Source organism: Sorangium sp. So ce381, from assembly GCF_051473845.1.
Taxonomy (GTDB): domain Bacteria; phylum Myxococcota_A; class Polyangia; order Polyangiales; family Polyangiaceae; genus Sorangium; species Sorangium atrum.
The window spans coordinates 507,365-525,099 of the sequence record NZ_CP150336.1 but is presented as its reverse complement, the minus strand read 5'-3'; the positions used below and the strand labels follow the sequence as shown (position 1 = coordinate 525,099).

General features: G+C 72.0%; 10 protein-coding genes and 1 tRNA gene. 6 read left to right on the top strand and 5 right to left on the bottom strand.

Annotated features, from left to right (window positions below; translation table 11 throughout):
- Both WMF29_RS01970 and WMF29_RS01965 read right to left on the bottom strand, forming a co-directional pair.
- The gene (locus tag WMF29_RS01970; protein ID WP_437327213.1) at positions 1-5,073 is read right to left on the bottom strand and encodes a protein kinase domain-containing protein; all 5,073 of its coding nucleotides are present in this window, start codon (positions 5,071-5,073) and stop codon (positions 1-3) included.
- A gap of 148 nt (positions 5,074-5,221) precedes the next feature.
- Complete coding sequence (locus WMF29_RS01965; protein ID WP_272097456.1) at positions 5,222-6,382, bottom strand: M20/M25/M40 family metallo-hydrolase; 1,161 nt, start codon at positions 6,380-6,382, stop codon at positions 5,222-5,224.
- Between the two features lie 191 nt (positions 6,383-6,573).
- Here WMF29_RS01965 and argB point away from each other — a divergent pair, with 191 nt between their 5' ends.
- Entirely contained in the window at positions 6,574-7,428 is an 855-nt protein-coding gene (gene argB / locus WMF29_RS01960) for an acetylglutamate kinase (RefSeq protein ID WP_437327212.1), read from the top strand.
- A gap of 78 nt (positions 7,429-7,506) precedes the next feature.
- Positions 7,507-7,974, top strand: coding sequence for a hypothetical protein (locus WMF29_RS01955; protein ID WP_437327211.1), 468 nt, complete (start codon positions 7,507-7,509; stop codon positions 7,972-7,974).
- On the opposite strand, the gene WMF29_RS01950 is transcribed toward WMF29_RS01955, so the two are convergent.
- Positions 7,935-8,225 carry a hypothetical protein gene (locus WMF29_RS01950; RefSeq protein WP_437327210.1) on the bottom strand — a complete coding sequence of 97 codons (291 nt, stop codon included), beginning with the start codon at positions 8,223-8,225 and terminating at the stop codon, positions 7,935-7,937. The genes WMF29_RS01955 and WMF29_RS01950 overlap by 40 nt on opposite strands.
- Before the next feature lie 194 nt (positions 8,226-8,419).
- On the opposite strand from WMF29_RS01950, the gene WMF29_RS01945 reads away from it, so the two are divergent.
- Positions 8,420-10,594, top strand: coding sequence for a hypothetical protein (locus WMF29_RS01945; RefSeq protein ID WP_437327209.1), 2,175 nt, complete (start codon positions 8,420-8,422; stop codon positions 10,592-10,594).
- Between the two features lie 150 nt (positions 10,595-10,744).
- Positions 10,745-10,817, top strand: a tRNA-Ala gene (locus tag WMF29_RS01940).
- 462 nt (positions 10,818-11,279) lie between these two features.
- On the opposite strand, the gene rd is transcribed toward WMF29_RS01940, so the two are convergent.
- Together rd and WMF29_RS01930 are read right to left on the bottom strand one after the other, a co-directional pair.
- Positions 11,280-11,444, bottom strand: a complete 165-nt coding sequence (gene rd / locus WMF29_RS01935) for a rubredoxin (protein ID WP_012232973.1) — start codon at positions 11,442-11,444, stop codon at positions 11,280-11,282.
- A gap of 165 nt (positions 11,445-11,609) precedes the next feature.
- Positions 11,610-12,449, bottom strand: coding sequence for an SDR family NAD(P)-dependent oxidoreductase (locus WMF29_RS01930; RefSeq protein ID WP_437327208.1), 840 nt, complete (start codon positions 12,447-12,449; stop codon positions 11,610-11,612).
- Positions 12,450-12,934: 485 nt separating this feature from the next.
- Here WMF29_RS01930 and WMF29_RS01925 point away from each other — a divergent pair, with 485 nt between their 5' ends.
- Both WMF29_RS01925 and WMF29_RS01920 read left to right on the top strand, forming a co-directional pair.
- The gene (locus WMF29_RS01925) at positions 12,935-14,053 is read left to right on the top strand and encodes a cytochrome-c peroxidase (protein ID WP_437327207.1); all 1,119 of its coding nucleotides are present in this window, start codon (positions 12,935-12,937) and stop codon (positions 14,051-14,053) included.
- 78 nt (positions 14,054-14,131) lie between these two features.
- Positions 14,132-17,710 (top strand): AAA family ATPase, encoded by a 3,579-nt coding sequence (locus WMF29_RS01920; RefSeq protein ID WP_437327206.1) that lies wholly within the window; start codon positions 14,132-14,134, stop codon positions 17,708-17,710.
- Positions 17,711-17,735 lie beyond the last annotated feature (25 nt).

Below are 17,735 nucleotides of genomic sequence, written 5' to 3'. Positions count from 1 at the left end.
TCAGCGCGCAGCGCTCTTCGCGAGGGCGTCGGGCCTCCCCGTCCTCTGCAGCGCGTACGCGATGCCGCTCTGGAGCGTCCCCCGCGTCACGATCTCCTTGAACTCGATCTGCAGGCCCGTGAGGGTCGTCGCGACCTCGGGGCGGATGCCCGTGAGCACCGCCTGCGCCCCGAGCATCCGCAGGGCCTTCGCGGTGGACATCAGCGTGCTCGCGACGTCGGTGTCGACGAGCTTCACGCCGGTGATGTCGATGATCACGACCTCGGCGCCGTTCGACTCGACCCCGTGCAGCGCTGTGCTGAGCGCCTGCTGGGCCCGCGCGCGGTCCATCATCCCGATCAGCGGCATGACCATGATCCGATCGGTGATCGGGATGAGGGGGGTGGACAGCTCCGCGAGCCGGTCGTTCTGCACCCGGATGATCTCTTCCTGCAGCGACAGGCGCTCCCGCTCGCTCCGCTCTCGCCCGGCGAACTCGACCCCGAGCCGCTGCTCGGCCTCCTGGAGCGCCGCCGTGCGGTGCTCCAGGTGCTCGTAGAGGAGCGCGTTCTCCACCGCCGTCCCGGCCTGGGTCAGGAGGAGCTTCACGAGCTCCTGCCGCGCCGGCTTGAAGGTGCTCGGGGCGAGGTTGTTCTCCAGGTAGATGATCCCCTTGGTCCGGCCCTGGTGGACCATCGGCAGGCACAGGATCGATCTCGGGGCGCACGCGACGACGTACGGGTCGCCCGCGAACCGGGACTCCTGGGTCGCGTCCGCCAGGATCACGGGCTCCTTCGTCCTCGCGACGTACTCCACGATGGAGACCGGCACGTCGGCGCTCCCCTCGAGCGGAGCGGCCTGGCCTGCCCGGAGCGAGCCCGGATCCGCCGTGACGACCGCCTCGACGAGCAGATGCTGCTCGCGATCGAGGATGAGGGCGCCCTTCTGCGCGCCGCTGTTCTTGATGACGATCTCCATCAGCCGGCTCACGACGCTCTCCAGGACGACCTCGCCCGCGAGCGCCTGAGCGGCCCGGATGACCGCTTCCACGTCGAGGATGCTGGTGCTGAGCCGCGTCGTCGACGTGGTCTGGGCCCTGCCGGAGCGCGAGGAGGAGGAGGATGACGAGGTCACGCTGCGCGGCCCGAGGAGCCCTCCGTCGGGGGGCACGAGGTGGGGCGCGGCCCGCGCCAGGCTCTCCACCTTGGCCGTCGCCCCCCACAGGAGGTACGCGTGATAAGCGTCCGTCATGAAGGCCCGAGCGCCTCGGAGCAGCCCCTCGGACTGGTACAGCTTCGCCGCGATCTCGCTCGCGATCGCCTCATCCCGCACGAACTGGTTCGCCTTCGCTGCCTCGACCGCCTTCTCGTAAAGCATCATCGCGTCTCGGGTCCTCCCCGAGAGGCGCGCCACCTCGCCCGCCACGAGGACGCGCTTGTGGCCATAGTTGGACGGGCTCAGCTCCGCCCAGTGGCTCAGCTTCGCCTCGAGCCTCGCGAGCGCCTCCATGTGCTGCGCCCGCTCGGCGGCCGTCGCCTCGTCGCACGACGCCGCGAGCGTCAAACAGCCGAAGAACACGATCTCCGTCGCCCAGGCGTGGCTCGACCACCCCACGCTCTGCCTCTCGGCCGTGGCCAGGAACGAGCGCGCGGACGCGAAGTCCCCGTGGAGGTAGCTCAGCTGAAGCTTGAAGGCGCTGTACCAGCTGACCACATAGGCGAGCTCCGACCCCTCGATCGTCCTCGTGAACTCGGCCTCGTCGAACGAGCCGCCGCTCAAGGAGTGCCCCCCTTGGGTTCGACCCGTGAGGTTCGCGACCACCTGCTTCGCGCAGGCCAGGGCGTGGATCGTGGTCAGGTCGCCGATCCGCCGCACGAGCGCGAGGTTCTGCTCGATCTCGTCCGCGAGCCCGTCCAGATCGTCACCGAGGTTCAGCTTCGCCGCCGCGATGTGCATGCAGCAATACGACGCATAGACGAGGTCGCCGCTCGCCAGCCCGGCCTGGCGGGCGCGCCCGAAGCAGTCGATCGTCGCCGCGAGATGCTCGAACAGGTGGAGTATCGCCGCGAAGTAGATCAGCAGCTTGCAGGTGAGGCGGCCGTTGTTGAACCGCTCGTTGAGCGCGATCCCGAGCTTCGCGAACGCATACCCCTCCTCGTATCGCCGCGGGTTGTCTCGGAGCTGGGGGAGGTCGTTCCCCAGCATGCTGCCATATGTGACGTACCCCAGCGCGGAGCTCGCCGAGTTCCCGTGCTTTATCGACAGGTTGATCTGCTTGACCACCACGAGCAGGCCGAGGGTGGGATCCAGGGCGTTCGCCGGCGTCGCCAGCTCGCCCAGGAGGCCCAGGACGGTCTGTGTCTCCGCGCCGGAGGCCTGCGGCAGGTCGATGAGGCTCGCTATCTCGCGCCCCTCCAGGCTCGCCCGCATGGCGGCGAGCTCTTCGCGCAGCATCGCCTCGCGCCCCTCGGCGGTCTGCGGGAGCTCGACCCCGAGGAGCCCGAGCGCCTCGAGCGCCTGGTCTATCACCCGGTTGATCTGGCCGAGCATCAGGTAGAAGGTCATCCGCAGCGCGCAGACGTTCGCGCGGTCCAGCGCGCTCCTCGCCCGGGTCGAGAGGACGTCGAACAGCGGCTCGGCCGCCTCGAACCCGCCGCTCAGGCACCTGCACTCGGCGAGCTCGGCGTGGAGCCCGAACGCGAGCTCGTACTCGCTCTCCCAGCTCCCCGGATCGAGCAGCGATGTCCCGATCTCGAGGTAATGGACCGCGGCGTCATAGGCCGCCCCCATCTTCGCCCGCTTTCCGGCGTCGAGGTTCAGCCGCGAGAGCGCCCGCTTCTCGCGCTCGTCCGTGATCAGGGCGACGCCCCTGTTCAGGTGGCCCACGATGTCGAACAGCTCGGCCTCGGACTGGTCTCGCTTGCTGTCCTCGAGCATCAGCCGCCCGATCTGGAGGTGCGCCGCCTGCTTGTGCGCTTCGTCCATGAGCGCGTAGGCGGCCTGCTGCACGCGATCGTGCAAGAACCTGTAAGAGACGTTGAGCTCCTCGTCGGCGCCGTCCTCCGCGCCAGCGAGCTCTGCGTCCATGGCGATATCGAAGAACCTGGACTCCGCGTCCACGGGGAGGATGAACCCCTCGCGGAGCACGCCCCAGAGCTCGCGGGCCGCCTCCACGCGCGACCGCCTCGTGACGATCGCCAGCGTCTTCAGATCGAACTGGTGGCCGACGCACGCCGCGAGGGAGAGGACGCGCTGGGCGCGCTCGGGCAGCTGGCGCATCTTGCCGATCATGAGCTCGACCACGTTCTCCGAGGCGTTCGCCTCGCGGATGCGATCGATATCCCATGTCCACGAGAAGCCGGCGGGATCGAACGAGAGGAGCTTCTCGGCGTGCAGGCTCCTCATGAGCTGGCTCATGAAGAACGGGTTGCCCCGGGTCTTGTCGAAGATGAGCTTCGCGAGGGGCTCCGCGCGGTGCGGATCGCAGCTCAACGTGTCGGCGACGAGCTGGTTCACGTCGGAGAAGACGAGCGGCTTGAGCATCAGCTCGCTCACCGCAGCCGCCTTCTTGCGGAGCTCCCCGAGGACCACGGAGAACAGGTGGCTCGCGTCGACCTCGTTGTCGCGGTAAGCGCCGATCATGAGCATGTAGGGGATCCGCGCTTCGGCTGCGATGGTCTGAAGGAACTTGAGCGACGCCGCGTCCGCCCACTGCAGGTCATCGAAGAAGAGGACCAGGGGGCGCTCCTGGGACGGGAAGGCGCGGCAGAAGTTCTGGAGCGTCAGCTGGAACCGCGCCTGCGACTCCGTGGGGCCGAGCGCCTGGACGGCCGGCTGAGGGCCGATCAGGAGCTCGAGCTCCGGTATCAGGTCGATGAGGAGCTGCCCGTTCGAGCCGACCGCCTCCTTTAGCTTGCTCTTCCGCTGCCCCAGCGCCTCGGCGGGCTCCGCCATGATGTTGCGGATGAGCTCCTGGTAGACGTGCGCGACGGCGGCGTACGGCGTGGTCCGGTTGAGCTGGTCGAACTTGCCGGTCGCGAAATACCCTCTCTCGCGAACGACGCTCTTCTGGAGCTCGTTCACGAGGACCGACTTGCCGATCCCGGAGTAGCCGGAGACCAGGACAGCCTCGCTCCCGCCCTGCCTCGTGCGGCCCCACGCGTCGGAGAGGAGCGCGACCTCGGCCTCCCGGCCGTAGAGCTTCTGAGTCGTCCGCAGCTCATCGACGTAGTCGTATCGGCCGGCGGGGAACGGCTCGATCTTCCCCTTCGAGGAGAGCTGCGACAAGCACTCTTCCAGGTCGACCTTGAGCCCGTGGGCGCTCTGGTACCTGTCGTCGGGGCTCTTGGCGAGGAGCTTCATCAGGACGTCGGAGACGGCGCTCGGCACCGCGGGCGACACGGTGTGCGGCGCCGGCGGGGTCCGCGCGATGTGGCTGTGCACGAGGTCCATGAGGTCCGTCGTCCGGAACGGGAGGACGCCCGTCACCATCTCGTAGAGCGTGACGCCCAGGGAGTAGAGGTCCGTGCGGCGATCGATGACGACGTTCAGCCGCCCGCTCTGCTCCGGCGACATGTAGGCCAGGGTTCCCTCGAACGACGCGATGCGGTTCGCTTTGTGGGCTTCCTGAGAGAGGCGCGTCGCGCTGCCGAAATCCGTCAGCTTCGCCTGCAACGTCTCCGCGTTGACGAGGATGTTGTGCGGCTTGACATCCATGTGGGTGACGCCCCTTCGATGGATCGACTCCAGGGCGTCCGCGATCGAGATAGCGATACGGAGCGCGTCCTCCAGCTTCAGCTTGCTCGCGCCGATGACCTCGTTGAGCGGGCGCTCGCCCGCGTCCTCCATGATGAGCGCCAGGCTGCTCCCCACCTGCTCGATCCCATAGACCCTCACGACGCCCGGCAGGGCGAGATCTCGGGCGATGGCGTATTCGTACTTGAGCTTCGCGATCTCGACCGGCAGCGGGCGCTCGCGCTTGAGCCGCTTGATCGCCACCGGGGAGCGGTCGCTCTCTCGAACTCCCCGGTAGACCGTCGTCGCCGTGGATTCGTGGATGACGCCCGTCAATGTGTAAGCTGCCCCACTTGCCATAAATACATTCTCGCGGGTTCGGGTCATCACAGCAAGGGGATCCCTTACAGCCGCGGCCCGATGCAGCCGCCCAGGTGATCCACTGGGGTCGCACGTGGCAGCCCGCGGCAGGCGAGCGTCGGAGTCGCGCGCGCCGCCCGTCAGCCCCTCAGGCGCGCCGGCCCAGCAGGAACGCCGCTAGCGCCTCCGCCTTGGGGACCAGCGTGCCCACCTCGACCAGCTCGTCCTTCGTGTGGAAGCCGCTCCCCCGCGGCCCCAGCCCGTCGATGGACGGGATCCCGATCTCGGCCGTCGAGCTGGCGTCGGATCCGCCGCCGAGGAGGGGCGCCTCGGCGTCGCCGAGCCCCGCCGCCCGCGCGCAGGCCGCGTACTCACGGTAGAGCGCCTCGCTCGCGTCGGTCCGCACGAGCGGCGAGCGCGCGATCTCGCCGTCGACCTGCGCGGCGGTGCCGGGCACCTCGGCCGCCGCCTCGCGCGCCGCCGCGGCGAGCGCCGCCAGGATCGCCTCGCCGTCCGCGCGGCTCACGAAGCGGAAGTCGACCTGCGCCTCCGCCGCGTCGGGCACCGTGTTCCTGCCCTGCCCTCCGCTCACCTTGCCGACGTTGACGGTCACCCCCCGCCCGTAGTCGGTGAGCTGCTGCGCCCGGTCGATGAAGCGCGCGAGCGCCCAGATGGCGTTCGCGCCCTGCCGGTGCGCGTTGCCGGCGTGCGCGGCCTTGCCCGTGGCCCTCACCGTCGCGCCCCCCGTGCCCTTGCGCGCGGTGATGATCCGGTCCCCCTCGCGCCCCGCCTCGAGCACGAGCGCGCACGCGGCGCCCGCGAGCTCGCGCTGCAGCAGCGGCCGCCCCTCGGGCGACCCGACCTCCTCGTCCGCCACGATCGCGAACCGCACCGGGATCGCCGGCAGCGCGCCGATCCGCTCGAGCGCCCTGAGCGCCTCGATCGCCACCACGAGCCCGCCCTTCATGTCGAGCACGCCGGGCCCGCGCGCGAGCTCCCCGTCCAGGCGGAAGCCCTCGAAGACCCCCGGGGGGAACACCGTGTCGAGGTGCCCGACGACGGCGACGTGCCCCGCCGGGGACGCCTTGGCCGCCTCGCTCTCCGCCACCCAGTGCGCGGCGTAGCGCGCGCTCGCGAACCGCCGCACGCACAGGCCGGGGATCGTCGAGAGCTCGTTGGCAAGGACCTCGCCCACGGCGTCACCGCCGCGTGGATTGTCCGTGAACGAGTTGAGGTTCACCAGCCGCTCGAGGAGCGCGAGCATCGGCTCCGCGCGGCTGGACAGCGCCTGTCGGAGGGCCTGGATCACCGCGCAAGCATGCCACGGAAGCCGCGGAGGGCCGAGCGCCGCCCCGCGCGAGGTCGCCGGCGCCCGCTCGCGCTGCCACCCGCCCCGCGCGCGGCGTGGGCGCTCACCCACCCCCCGCTACCCCGCCGCGCGCGGGCGCGGGCGACCTCTGCCCTGGCCGTTTCAGAAGTGGTACGTGTGCCCCTCATGAAATGTCCCAGAGCAGCGCGGAGGCACCCGTGACCACGGCGACAGGCCCGCTCGTCATCAAGCTCGGCGGTGAGGTCGTCGGCGGCCCTGCCCTCGCCATCCTCTCCAGCGACCTCGCGGCGCTCACCCGCGCGGGCACGCGCGCGATCGTCGTCCATGGCGGCGGCGCGCAGGCGACCCGGCTGCAGGAGCGCCTCGGCATCCCCGTCCGGCAGGTCGCCGGTCAGCGGGTCACCGACGCGGACACGCTCGACGTCATGAAGATGGTCGTCGCCGGCAAGCTCAACGTCGACCTGTGCGCCGCGCTCGTCGCCGCGGGCGCGAGGCCGGTCGGACTCCACGGCGCGAGCGGGCCCGCCCTCTCGGCGGTCAAGCGGCCGCCGCAGGTCTACGCCGGCGCCGGGCCCGAGCCGGTGGACCTCGGCCTCGTCGGCGACATCACGGGCGTCGATCGCGGGCTGCTCGAGCTGCTCGGGAGCGGCGGCTACTTGCCCGTCCTCGCCTGCCTCGGGGCCGGCGCGGACGGGCAGGCGTACAACATCAACGCCGACACGGTCGCCAACCGGGTCGCCGTCGAGCTCGGCGCGGCGGGGCTCTTCCTCGTGAGCGACGTGCCGGGCGTGCTGCGCGACGTGTCCGATCCCGCCTCGCGCATCCCGAGCCTCACGGTCGCCGAAGGGCGCGCCCTCATCGCGAGCGGCGCCGTCACCCGCGGGATGATCCCGAAGCTCGAGGAGTCGTTCGCCGCGCTCGCCGAAGGGGTCCGCCGCATCCACATCCTGGGGCGGCTCAAGCCGGGCGATCTCGCGCGCGAGGCGAGCGAGCCGGGCTCGATCGGCACCGTGCTCATCCCCTGAGCGGCCCGCCCGACTCGCCCGAGCCGGCCTCGCGCCGTATGCTCCCCGCCTCACCGCCGTATGTTGCCCGCCTCGTCGATGACGGATTCCGCCCGAGCAGCGCTCGCGTTCGTCGAGTCGCACCGCGAGCAGTTCGCCATCGGCGTGGGCGTGTGCCTCGTCAGCTTCCTCGCGGGCATGGCGCTCGCCGCTGTCGTGCTCGTCCGGCTGCCCGAGGACTACCTGGAGAGGGAGGAAGAGGCGCCCTTCCTGGAAGGGCGCCCGGCCTGGGTGCGCGTGGCGGCGCGCATCGGAAAGAACCTGCTCGGCGTGATGGCCGTCGCGCTCGGGATCCTGCTGTCGCTGCCCGGCGTCCCCGGTCCGGGCGTGCTGGTGATCGTGATCGGCGTGATGCTCCTCGACATCCCCGGCAAGCGGCGCCTGGAGCGGCGGCTGCTCGGGGCGCCGCAGGTGCGCGCCGTCGCCGACCGCGTGCGCGCCCGCTTCGGCCGCCCTCCGCTGCGCGTTCAGGCGGGGGCCCGCGGCTCTTCACCCGGCGCACCCTGAGCGCCGCGGGCGCCCTGCGCGAGCGCCGCCGGCCCTCCCTTCGGGGCCCTGGCGCGCCGCCGTAGGTGCCACCCGAAGAGCACCGCCGCGAGCGCGAGCGCGAGCCCCGACGAGATCCACTCGCGCGGCGCGAGCAGGATGCAGCCGGCCGCAAAGGCGCAGCTCGCGAGCGCGAGGCGCTCTTCAGCGTCGGGCGCTTCGGGCGCTTCGGGCGCGTTGGGCGCGTTGGGCGCGTCGGGCATCGGGCGCACGTCGCCCTCCTCGTTACCGTCCCGCGCCGCGCACATCAAGAGCGCCGTGCGGTCGCGATCCTGCCCACAGCGCGTGACGCGGCGCGCTCGCCCGTCGCGCCCCTGGTCGCCTCGTGCGGCGCCCGCGCGGTTGCGGTAGGTAGGGGATCGGAACGGCGAGCGCTCCGCTCGCGCAGCATCGATCTCGACGCCTTATGAACGCAAAAGACGATCGCGACGAGGGTGGGCCCGAGGGCGCGCTCCGGAACGAGGACCCCGGCGAGAGCCGCGAAGCAGGCCCGGAGGCCGCCGCCGCGAGAGGCTCCGGCGCGAGCGAGGGCGCGCGCGCGGACGACGGCGCGGCGCGCGAGGCGCGGCGCGAAGGGGCCGCCGAGGACGATGGCGCCGCGGAGGGCGAGCACGACGAGGAAGACGACGCGGAGCCGGAGCCGCCTCCCCGGCCGCGCGGGCCCTCGATGTGGGACATCCTCCGGGACAGCTTCTTCACGTTCGACCGGCGCACGCTCGGCTTCACGCGCATCCTGCTCGGCTTCTTCCTCATCGGCGACCTGTTCCGCCGCAGCTGGGCGTGGTCCGACATGTTCGCGGACATCGGCGTCCTGCCGAACCACGTGAACCTCTGGCGCCCGCAGGGCGGCGGGAACTTCTCGCTCGTCAACGCCTTCTCCACGCCGGGCGAGCTCTGGGTCCTCTGGGCCGTGATCTTCGCCACCTACGTCTGCCTGCTCATCGGCTGGAAGACGAAGCTCATGCAGGTCCTCTCGCTCGTGTTCGTCACGAGCATGAACGGGCGCGTCCTGCTCATCGAGAACGGCGGCTACGTCGTCCACAACCTGCTGCTGCTCTGGACGTGCTTCCTGCCGCTGGGCGATCGCTTCTCCGTCGACGCGCTCCTCGCGTCGCTGAAGCGGAGCCGCGAGCGGACCGCGGACGATCTGAACGACCGCTCCACGCTCGACGACCCCCGGAAGCCGGACGCCCACGTGACCGTCCTCGGGCCCGTCCTGCTGATCCAGCTCGCGGCGATCTACTTCTTCAACGTCGTGCACAAGACCGGCCCCGCCTGGAAGAACGGGACCGCTGTCCACTTCGTGCTCTACGTCGACCGGATGGTGACGCCGATCATCGCGGACGTCCGCGACTACGCGCCGAACTTCCTCATCCTGTTCATGACGAGGATGGTCATCTCGTTCGAGGCGGCCATCCCGGTGTGCCTGCTGTCGCCGCTCGGCAGGGTGTGGGCGCGGCGGCTCACGCTCGTGATGATGAACCTGCTCCACGTCGGGTTCGGCACGACGTTCGTGCTGGGCCCGTTCGCGTGGGCGCTCTGCGTCTTCTCCACGCTCCTCATCGGCCGCGAGGACTGGGAGATCGCCGCGCGGACGATGCGGCGCGTGCACCGGGCCCGCGTGGTGCTGTTCGACCCGAGGTCGCCGGGCGCCGTGCTCGCCTGCCGCTTGCTGAAGCGGATGGACCGCTTCGGGCTGCTCACCTTCGAGGCGTCGGACTCCGCGGCCCACGGGCTCTCGGTGCGGCGTCCGGGCGGCGAGGCGGCCGAGGGGGCCGCGGCGCTCGCCGACATCGTCTCGGCGATCCCGCTCGGCCCCGTCGTGGCGTGGGTGCTCCGCCTGCCGCTCGTGCGCGACGCGGCGACCGCGGCGATGGCGGCGGCGCACCGCCGCAGCCTGGGCCGGGCGCTCGGCGCGCGGATCCCGGAGCGCTCGGAGATCGCGCCCCCGCCGGCGCCGCTCCGGCTCGCCGGCCGGAAGGTGCTCGTGACGCTGCGCGAGCTCGCCGTGCTCGTGATGTTCGCCGGCGCGATCAACCAGGCGGCGGTCGAGCTCTGGGTCATCAAGAACCGCTGGAAGGTGCCTCACCCCGAGCCGACGCGGGTCCTCTCGCAGAAGCTCCGGTTCCTCCAGGGCTGGTTCATGTTCTCGCCGAACCCCGTCATGGACGACGGGACGATCGTCGTCGACGCGGTCACGGTCGACGGCCGCCACATCAACCCCTTCACCGGCGAGCCGCCGAACTTCGACCTCCTGCACGCGAAGAGCTTCGGGTACACGCAGATCTGGTGCGACTACTTCGCCCGCATCAAGCTGCCGGCGAACACCTCGTACCGGGACGCGATGAAGGAGTACATGTACCGCTACCCGGACCGCACGGGCCGGCCCGAGGACGCGATCGTCTCCGGGGACGTGTACTGGGTGAAGGACTGGAACCCGAAGTGGGGCAGCACGGAGAGCTACGGGGAGGAGCGCGAGAAGCTCTTCTCCTTCCAGAACCCGAAGGCCCAGGCGCGCGCGCAGGCCGAGCCTCCGCCGGCGCCCGGCGCGCCCGCGGAGCCGCCGAGCCCTGCCAACTAGGGCGCGGGGAGCTGGGGAACCACGGCAAGCAAGGGGACCTGGTGGGGCGCCCAGGGTCCCCCCGAACGACAGACCGGCGGTGGAGAGAAAACCGCCATCCATGCTTGACACCAGCGCCCCGGCGAGTAGAGTCCGCGCTCTCGAAAGCGAGGGCCTGTAGCTCAGTTGGGAGAGCGCTAGAATCGCACTCTAGAGGTCGCAGGTTCGATCCCTGTCAGGTCCACCCTCGAAGCAGTTCAATTCTCTTTCTTAGCAGTTCTTCTTATCCTTCGCGCCATCGCACGTCCTCGGACGTGGGGTTCGCACGCGAAGCGGTCCGCGGAGAGCGTGCGAGCTCACGCAGGCGTAGGGCCAGCGCGAGGCGGCCGCGCGCCGAGGTGTTCCCGTCGGCACGGAGGGCAGATCGCAGCGCGCTGCGCTGAGCGCCCGCTGCGGGGCGCTCCTCGACGTCGCCCTGTGCCTCGCTGCGCTGCGAGCGCCCGCGTGGCTACGGCTGGCGCTCACGCCGCCGCGCGCGTCACGCCGATCCGCTGTCGATGAGGTGGAGCGCCCACCGGGACCGCGCGCGGCGCGATCCGATGAGCTCATCGGATCGCGGAGGCCGCGCAGCCGATGAGCTCATCGGATCGCGCCTCCGCGCTGCCTGGGACTCGGCTCGCCGAGACGGCGCGGAGGCTCGGATCGCTCACTCGTCGATCGGCTCGAAATCGGCCTTGGTCGCGCCGCACTCCGGGCACATCCAGGAGTCGGGCAGGTCCTCGAACGAGGTCCCGGGCGCGATGCCGGTGTCGGGGTCACCGACCCCCGGGTCATAGACGAATCCGCACACCAGACACCGATACTTCTTCATCCGTGGTCCTCCTCAGGAGCTCGACGAGCGGCGCAAGACGCTACCACGAGGGCGGACACGACCGCAGATGAACCTTCTGGTCCGCACCGCAGCTCTCGCCGCGGCGCCCAAGTCCCGCGCCTCGGCGCGCCGCCCCGCCGATCGCGGGCCCGAGGGGCGGGCGCCTCACGGCGGCGCCGGAGCGCCGCGCACCGCGAGCTGCTTCTTCCGCAGCACGCGCGCGATCGGCCAGTAGGCGAGCCGGAGCACCCACCGCGGGCAGATGACGCCGAGGTGGATGACGAGCCACGCCACCACCCCGGGCACCACGAGCGCGCGGCCGCGGTCCACCGCGCGGACCAGCGTGCGTGCGCAGCGCTCCGGCGAGATCGAGAGGAGCGCTGGAGGCTCGAGGCCCGTGAAGTTGCCGGCCACCTCGTTGAACTCGGTCCTCACGGGCCCCGGACAGACCTGCGTCACCCGCACGCCGGTGCCGGCGAGGTCGAGGCGGAGCGCTTCGGTAAAGCTCGTGACGAAGTGCTTCGTGCCGACGTACGAGGCCATCCCGGGCCCGAACGTCAGCCCGAACCCGGAGCTCACGTTGGCGATCGCGCCGCGCCCGCGCGACACCATCGGGCCGACGAGCCGGTGCGTGAGGTACGCGAGGCTCGTCACGTTCAGCGCGATCATCTGCTCGGTGCGCGACCACGCGGAGAGGTCGAACACGCCGAGGTCGCCGAAGCCGGCGTTGTTGACGAGGACGTCGACCCCCCCGACCTCGGCCGCGGCGGAGAGCAGCATCGCGTCGACAGCGGCCCGATCGGTGACATCGCAGCCGAAGACGAGCACGGCGAGCGCCGGGCGCGCCGCGACGAGCTCGGCGCGCAGCGCCTCCAGGCGATCCTTGCGGCGCGCGACAAGCACGAGCGCCCGGGCGCGATGGGCGATCTCGTGCGCCAGCGCGCGGCCGATGCCCGACGACGCGCCGGTGATGAGCACGACCCCGCTGTCGATCGGCGATTGCACGGCCGGAAGGGTTGCCCGGCGCCCCCCGTGCGCGCAAGGGGCCCCTCGCCGGCCGGCCTCGTGTCGCCCACGGTCCCGCGCTTCCGCCCTCGCGCGCTTCCGCCATCCGGCGTTTCCGCGTTCCCGCGCTTCCGTTATCCGGCGTTTCCACGCTCCCACGCTTCCGCTCTCCCGCAGCCCGCCCGCTACGCCCCGCAGGCCGCACGAGCGCGCCCCGCGGCATCTCGGGGAAATCGGGCGAAGCGGAGAAGCGCACCTCGGAGGAGATAGGCGCGCAGGAGGCACCTCGACATCCATTGCGCTACCTTCGAGACCACGAATCGCTGCCGACCGGTAACACGCATCACCCCGGGGGCGCCCCCGCGACCGCCGCCGGCACCGCGCCTTGGCCGGCGAGCGCGGAGGCGGCGCGGCCGCGGCGCGCGTTGACGTCCACGGCGGCTCTCTCATACCGTGGACGGCGTCCTCACGAGCCAGGAGACCTCATGCGTTGGCCCTCATCTCTCATCAGTGTGCTCTTCCTCGCCGCCGGGCTGGGCGCCTGCGAACGATCCGCGGATTACGAGCACAAGGCCCCCCCGGCCTCGAACACGGCGAAGCCGGCCGCGACCGCCGCGGCGACAAGCGACGCGAAGCCGCTCGTCTTCGATCCGAAGGACGTCAAGTCCTTCAAGGTCCTGCCCGCCAAATTCGAGAGCGACAAGAACCCGATCACCGATGACAAGGTGACCCTGGGAAGGATGCTGTGGTACGAGACGCGCCTCTCGAAGAACCAAGAGCTCTCCTGCAACTCGTGTCATGGCCTCTCGACGTACGGCGTCGACAACAAGCAGTTCTCCTCCGGGCACAAGGGCCAGCTCGGCGGCCGCAACTCGCCCTCTGCGTACAACGCGGGCTTCCACGTCGCCCAGTTCTGGGACGGCCGCGCGGCAACGCTCGAGGACCAGGCCAAAGGGCCTATCCTGAACCCGGTCGAGATGGCCATGCCGGACGAGAAGCGGGTCATCACGACGCTCAAGTCGATCCCCGACTACGTGAAGCTCTTCAAGGCGGCCTTCCCCGACGACAAGGAGCCGATCACCTACGACAACATGGCCAAGGCGATCGGCGCGTTCGAGCGCGGCCTGGTCACGCCGTCGCGCTTCGACAAGTTCCTGGGCGGCGACGACAAGGCCCTTACCGCCGAGGAGAAGGCCGGCTTCCACAAGTTCATCTCGCTCGGGTGCCCGACCTGCCACACGGGCGTGGCCGTCGGCGGCTCGACGTTCCAGAAGCTCGGCCTCGTGAAGGAGTACCCCGGCCTCAAGGACAACGGGCGCTTCGACGCCACGAAGGACGAGAAGGACAAGTTCTTCTTCCGCGTCCCGAGCCTCAGGAACGTCGAGAAGACCTTCCCGTACTTCCACGACGGCTCGCTCGCGACGCTCGACGAGACCGTGACCAAGATGGCGTGGCACCAGCTCGGCGTGGAGGCCAAGCCCGAAGAGGTGAAGTCGATCGTCGCGTTCCTCAAGTCGCTCACCGGCGACCTCCCGACCGACTACATCAAGCAGCCCGAGCTGCCCAAGAGCGGGCCGACCACGCCCAAGGCCGACCCGACGTGAGCTGATCACGCTGCTCACGCTGTTCACCTGATTGCGCCGGGAGGGCGGATCGGCTCTGCTCCGCCCTCTCGGATGAGCATGAGCTCCAGCGACGACGGACAATCCGCGCCCGCTCCAGAGGACGGAGCGGGCGCGTCCGCGGAAGGGGCTCGCGACGCGAGCGAGGGGCGCACCTCGAGGGCGCTCGTCTTCGTGCGCGAGCGCTTCGACGGCGCGTGCCTCGCCTTCCCCGTCGCGGCGCCGGGCGTCGCGAGCTTCGGCCGCGACGAGGACGTCCTCGTCGAGCAGCAGCTCTTCCTGCGCGAGCACGCCGCGCGCGCCCGGCCCGAGGCGGTCTCCCGGCTCTCGTTCCCGCAAGGGACGGGCCTCCTCTCCGTGAGCGTCCCCGTCCCGCGCGACGATCTGCCGCGCAAGCTGCGGAACGAGGTGCCGGTGAGCTTCCCCTGCGTCGTCGTGCCGGCCGGCGAGCTGAGCGGGCGCGGGCAGGGGGACGCGGCGGCGGAGCGCGGCGATGGCGACGCGTGGGTGCTCGTGCCGAGCCTCGGGCACGCGTTCTACGTGGAGGCGGGCGAGGCGATCGAGGCGGCGATCCGGCACGAGGTGCGCCGGCTGCTCGCGTCGCAGGTCCTGTCGACGTGGGAGCACCTGGGGCTCCTGCCCGGGAGCGCGCACCGCCTGGAGGTGCTCCACACGCGGCTGCCCGAGCCCGAGCGCGCGGGCGGGCACGGGCCGCGCGGCGCCTCGATCGTGGAGCGCGCGCGGCGGAAGAAGGCCGTGGAGGCGCTCGTCGCGGTGGCGACGCCGCTCCACGTGGCGGCGCAGCGGAGCCCGCACGCGACGCCGCCGCTCGCCTGCCGCGACGCGGAGCTCGCGCGCCTCGCGGCGCTGCTCGACGGCGAGGAGCGCCTCGGCGTGCTGCTCGTGGGCCCGGAGCACGCCGGGAAGACCGCGCTGGCGCTGGCGTACGTCGCCCGCCAGACGCGGCTCGTCTACGCGACGTCGGGCGCGCAGCTCATCGCGGGCATGAGCGGGCTCGGGCAGTGGCAGGAGCGCATCCACGGCGTGATGGAGGCCGCCGCCGCGCTCGACGCGGTGCTCTACTTCGAGAACCTCGACGACCTCCTGGCCGAGCGCGTCGACGGGGGCCACGTGGACCTGGCCGGCGCGATGCGGCCCTACCTCGACGAGGGGCGGGTGCGCGTCCTGTGCGAGCTCCGGGACGACCGGCTCGACGCGCTCGAGGGGCGGCACTGGGCGTTCTTCGCGGGCCTGAGCCGCATCCGGATCGATCCGCTCTCGGCCGAAGGCACCCGGAAGGCGCTCGGCGCGCGCGCCGAGCGCGACGGCCGCGTCGAGCCGCACCGCCCCGCGGTCGCGGCCGACGCGCTGACGGCGCTCGTCGATCTCGCGGAGCGCTACCTGCCGTACAGCGCGTTTCCCGGCAAGGCGGTCCGCCTCTACGAGGACCTGCGCGCCGTGCACGAGCGGGAGCGGACAGCGCAGGGGGAGCCGGTCACGCTTGGGCGGGGCGATCTCTACGAGCTGTTCTCGATGCGCACGGGGATGCCGGCGTTCCTGCTGCGCGACGATCTCCCGCTCCGCGTCGACCGCGTGGCGCGCGACCTCGGCGCGAGCGTGGTCGGGCAGGAGCGCGCGGTGCGCGCGCTCGCCGAGACGATCGCCGTGGTGAAGGCGGGGCTCTCGCCGCCGGACAAGCCGCTCGCGGCGTTCCTCTTCGTGGGGCCGACGGGCGTCGGCAAGACCGAGCTGGCCCGCGCGCTCGCCGGGCTGCTCTTCGGCTCGCCCGATCGGCTCTCGCGGTTCGACATGAGCGAGTTCTCGAGCGAGGGCGCGGCCGATCGCCTGATCCGCGGGACCGACGGCGCGGGCGGGCTGCTCACGCAGCGCGTGCGCGAGCAGCCGTTCTGCGTGCTCCTGCTCGACGAGATCGAGAAGGCCCACCGGGCCGTGTTCGATCTCCTGCTGCAGGTGCTCGGCGAGGGGCGCCTGTCCGACGCGCGCGGCAGGACGGCATACTTCCACAACGCGATCGTGATCATGACCTCGAACCTCGGCGCGGCGGAGCGGCGCGCGCGGGCCGGGTTCGCCGGCGAGCGGGGCGCGGAGCGGCCGGAGGAGCAGGCCGCGCTGGACGAGGCGCACTACCAGCGCGTCGTCGCGGGCGCGTTCCGGCAGGAGTTCGTGAACCGCATCGATCGCGTCGTGCCGTTCCGGGCGCTGACCCGCGCGGAGCTCGCCGAGGTCGCGCGCCTCACGGCGCAGCGCCTCGCCCAGCGCCGCGGGCTGTCCGAGGCGGGCGTCGCGATCGAGGTGTCGGAGCGGGCGCTCGCGCGGCTCGCCGAGGACGGCCACGCGCCGGCGTACGGGGCGCGGGCGCTGCGCCGGCACGTCGAGGAGCACCTCGCGGCGCCGCTCGCGCGGCTGCTCGCGAAGCTCGGGGGCGACGCGCGGGACCTCACGGTGTGGGTGGCCGAGGCGGGCGAGCCTGATGCGGCGGCGCCCGCCGACGGCGCCGTCGTGGCCCGCGCCGAGACGCCCGCGCTCCGCCTCGTGGCGCGGCGGCGGCGCGCGGCGAAGGCGGCGCAGCAGGCGTTCGGCGTCGAGCAGGTCGGCGAGCTCCGGCGCGAGGTGGACCGGTGGATGGGCCTCGGGCCGCTCGAGCAGCTCAAGGAGCAGATCGATTTCCTGCTGACGCAGCTGAGCCTCGCGAGCGGGCCGTCGCGCGATCGGCGGAAGGAGATCGACGCCGCGGCGCTGCAGGCGGAGCACCACCGGCTGAGCGACCTCTGGGGGCAGCTCGAGCGCGCGCAGGAGGAGATGCACGGCGTCGAGGAGCTCGCCCTGATGGCGCTGCTCGAGGGCGAGGAGGTGCGAGGGCTCGCGGGCGAGGCGCGCGCGGCGTGGGACGGCGTGCGCAAGGTGCTGCCCCGCGCGCTCGTCGCGACCGAGTCGCGGCGCGACGCGATCACGCTGATCCTGGAGGAGCTCGACGCGGGGGCGTTCGAGCGGTGGCTCGCGCCGCTCCTCAGGCAGCTCCCGCGGCGCGGGTGGGGCGCGACGCTGCACATCGACGGCGACCGGGCCGGGCCCGGCGACGGCGCGTGGCCCGCGAGCCGGCGGTGGGGCCCGCCGCGCGCGCCGGGCGACGTGCTGGAGGCGCTCGACAGGCCGAAGCGCGGGTTCCGGAGCGTGCTCCTCCGCTGCACCGGCGCGTACGCCGGGGCGTTCCTCTCGCTGGAGCGGGGGCTCCACCGGGTGGTCGCGCGCAAGCGGGACGCGGGCGAGGCTTCGGACGACGGCCGGATGCACGTGTTCGTGCACTTCGTCGCGCACGCGGCCGACATCGCCGAGGACCAGTGGGAGCACAGGTCGCTCGCCCCGCCGCCCGCCGGCTCGGCCGCGGCGCGGCGGCGCGGGGCGGCCGCGCGCGAGCTCGACGAGGTCGAGGGCGCGGCGCTGATCGCGGGGCGCAGGGCGCGGATCGCGATGGATCCGGCCTGGTACTGGGAGCGGCTCGACGAGGTCGCGCTGACGCACCTGCTCCTGTTCGAGGACGAGGGGAGCGGGCTGGATCGGAGCGAGTACTTCAGCGCAGGCGGGGACGGCGCGGCGCTGGGTGATTTGCCCGACGCCTGACCTGGCAGAGCCACTACCCTGAGGC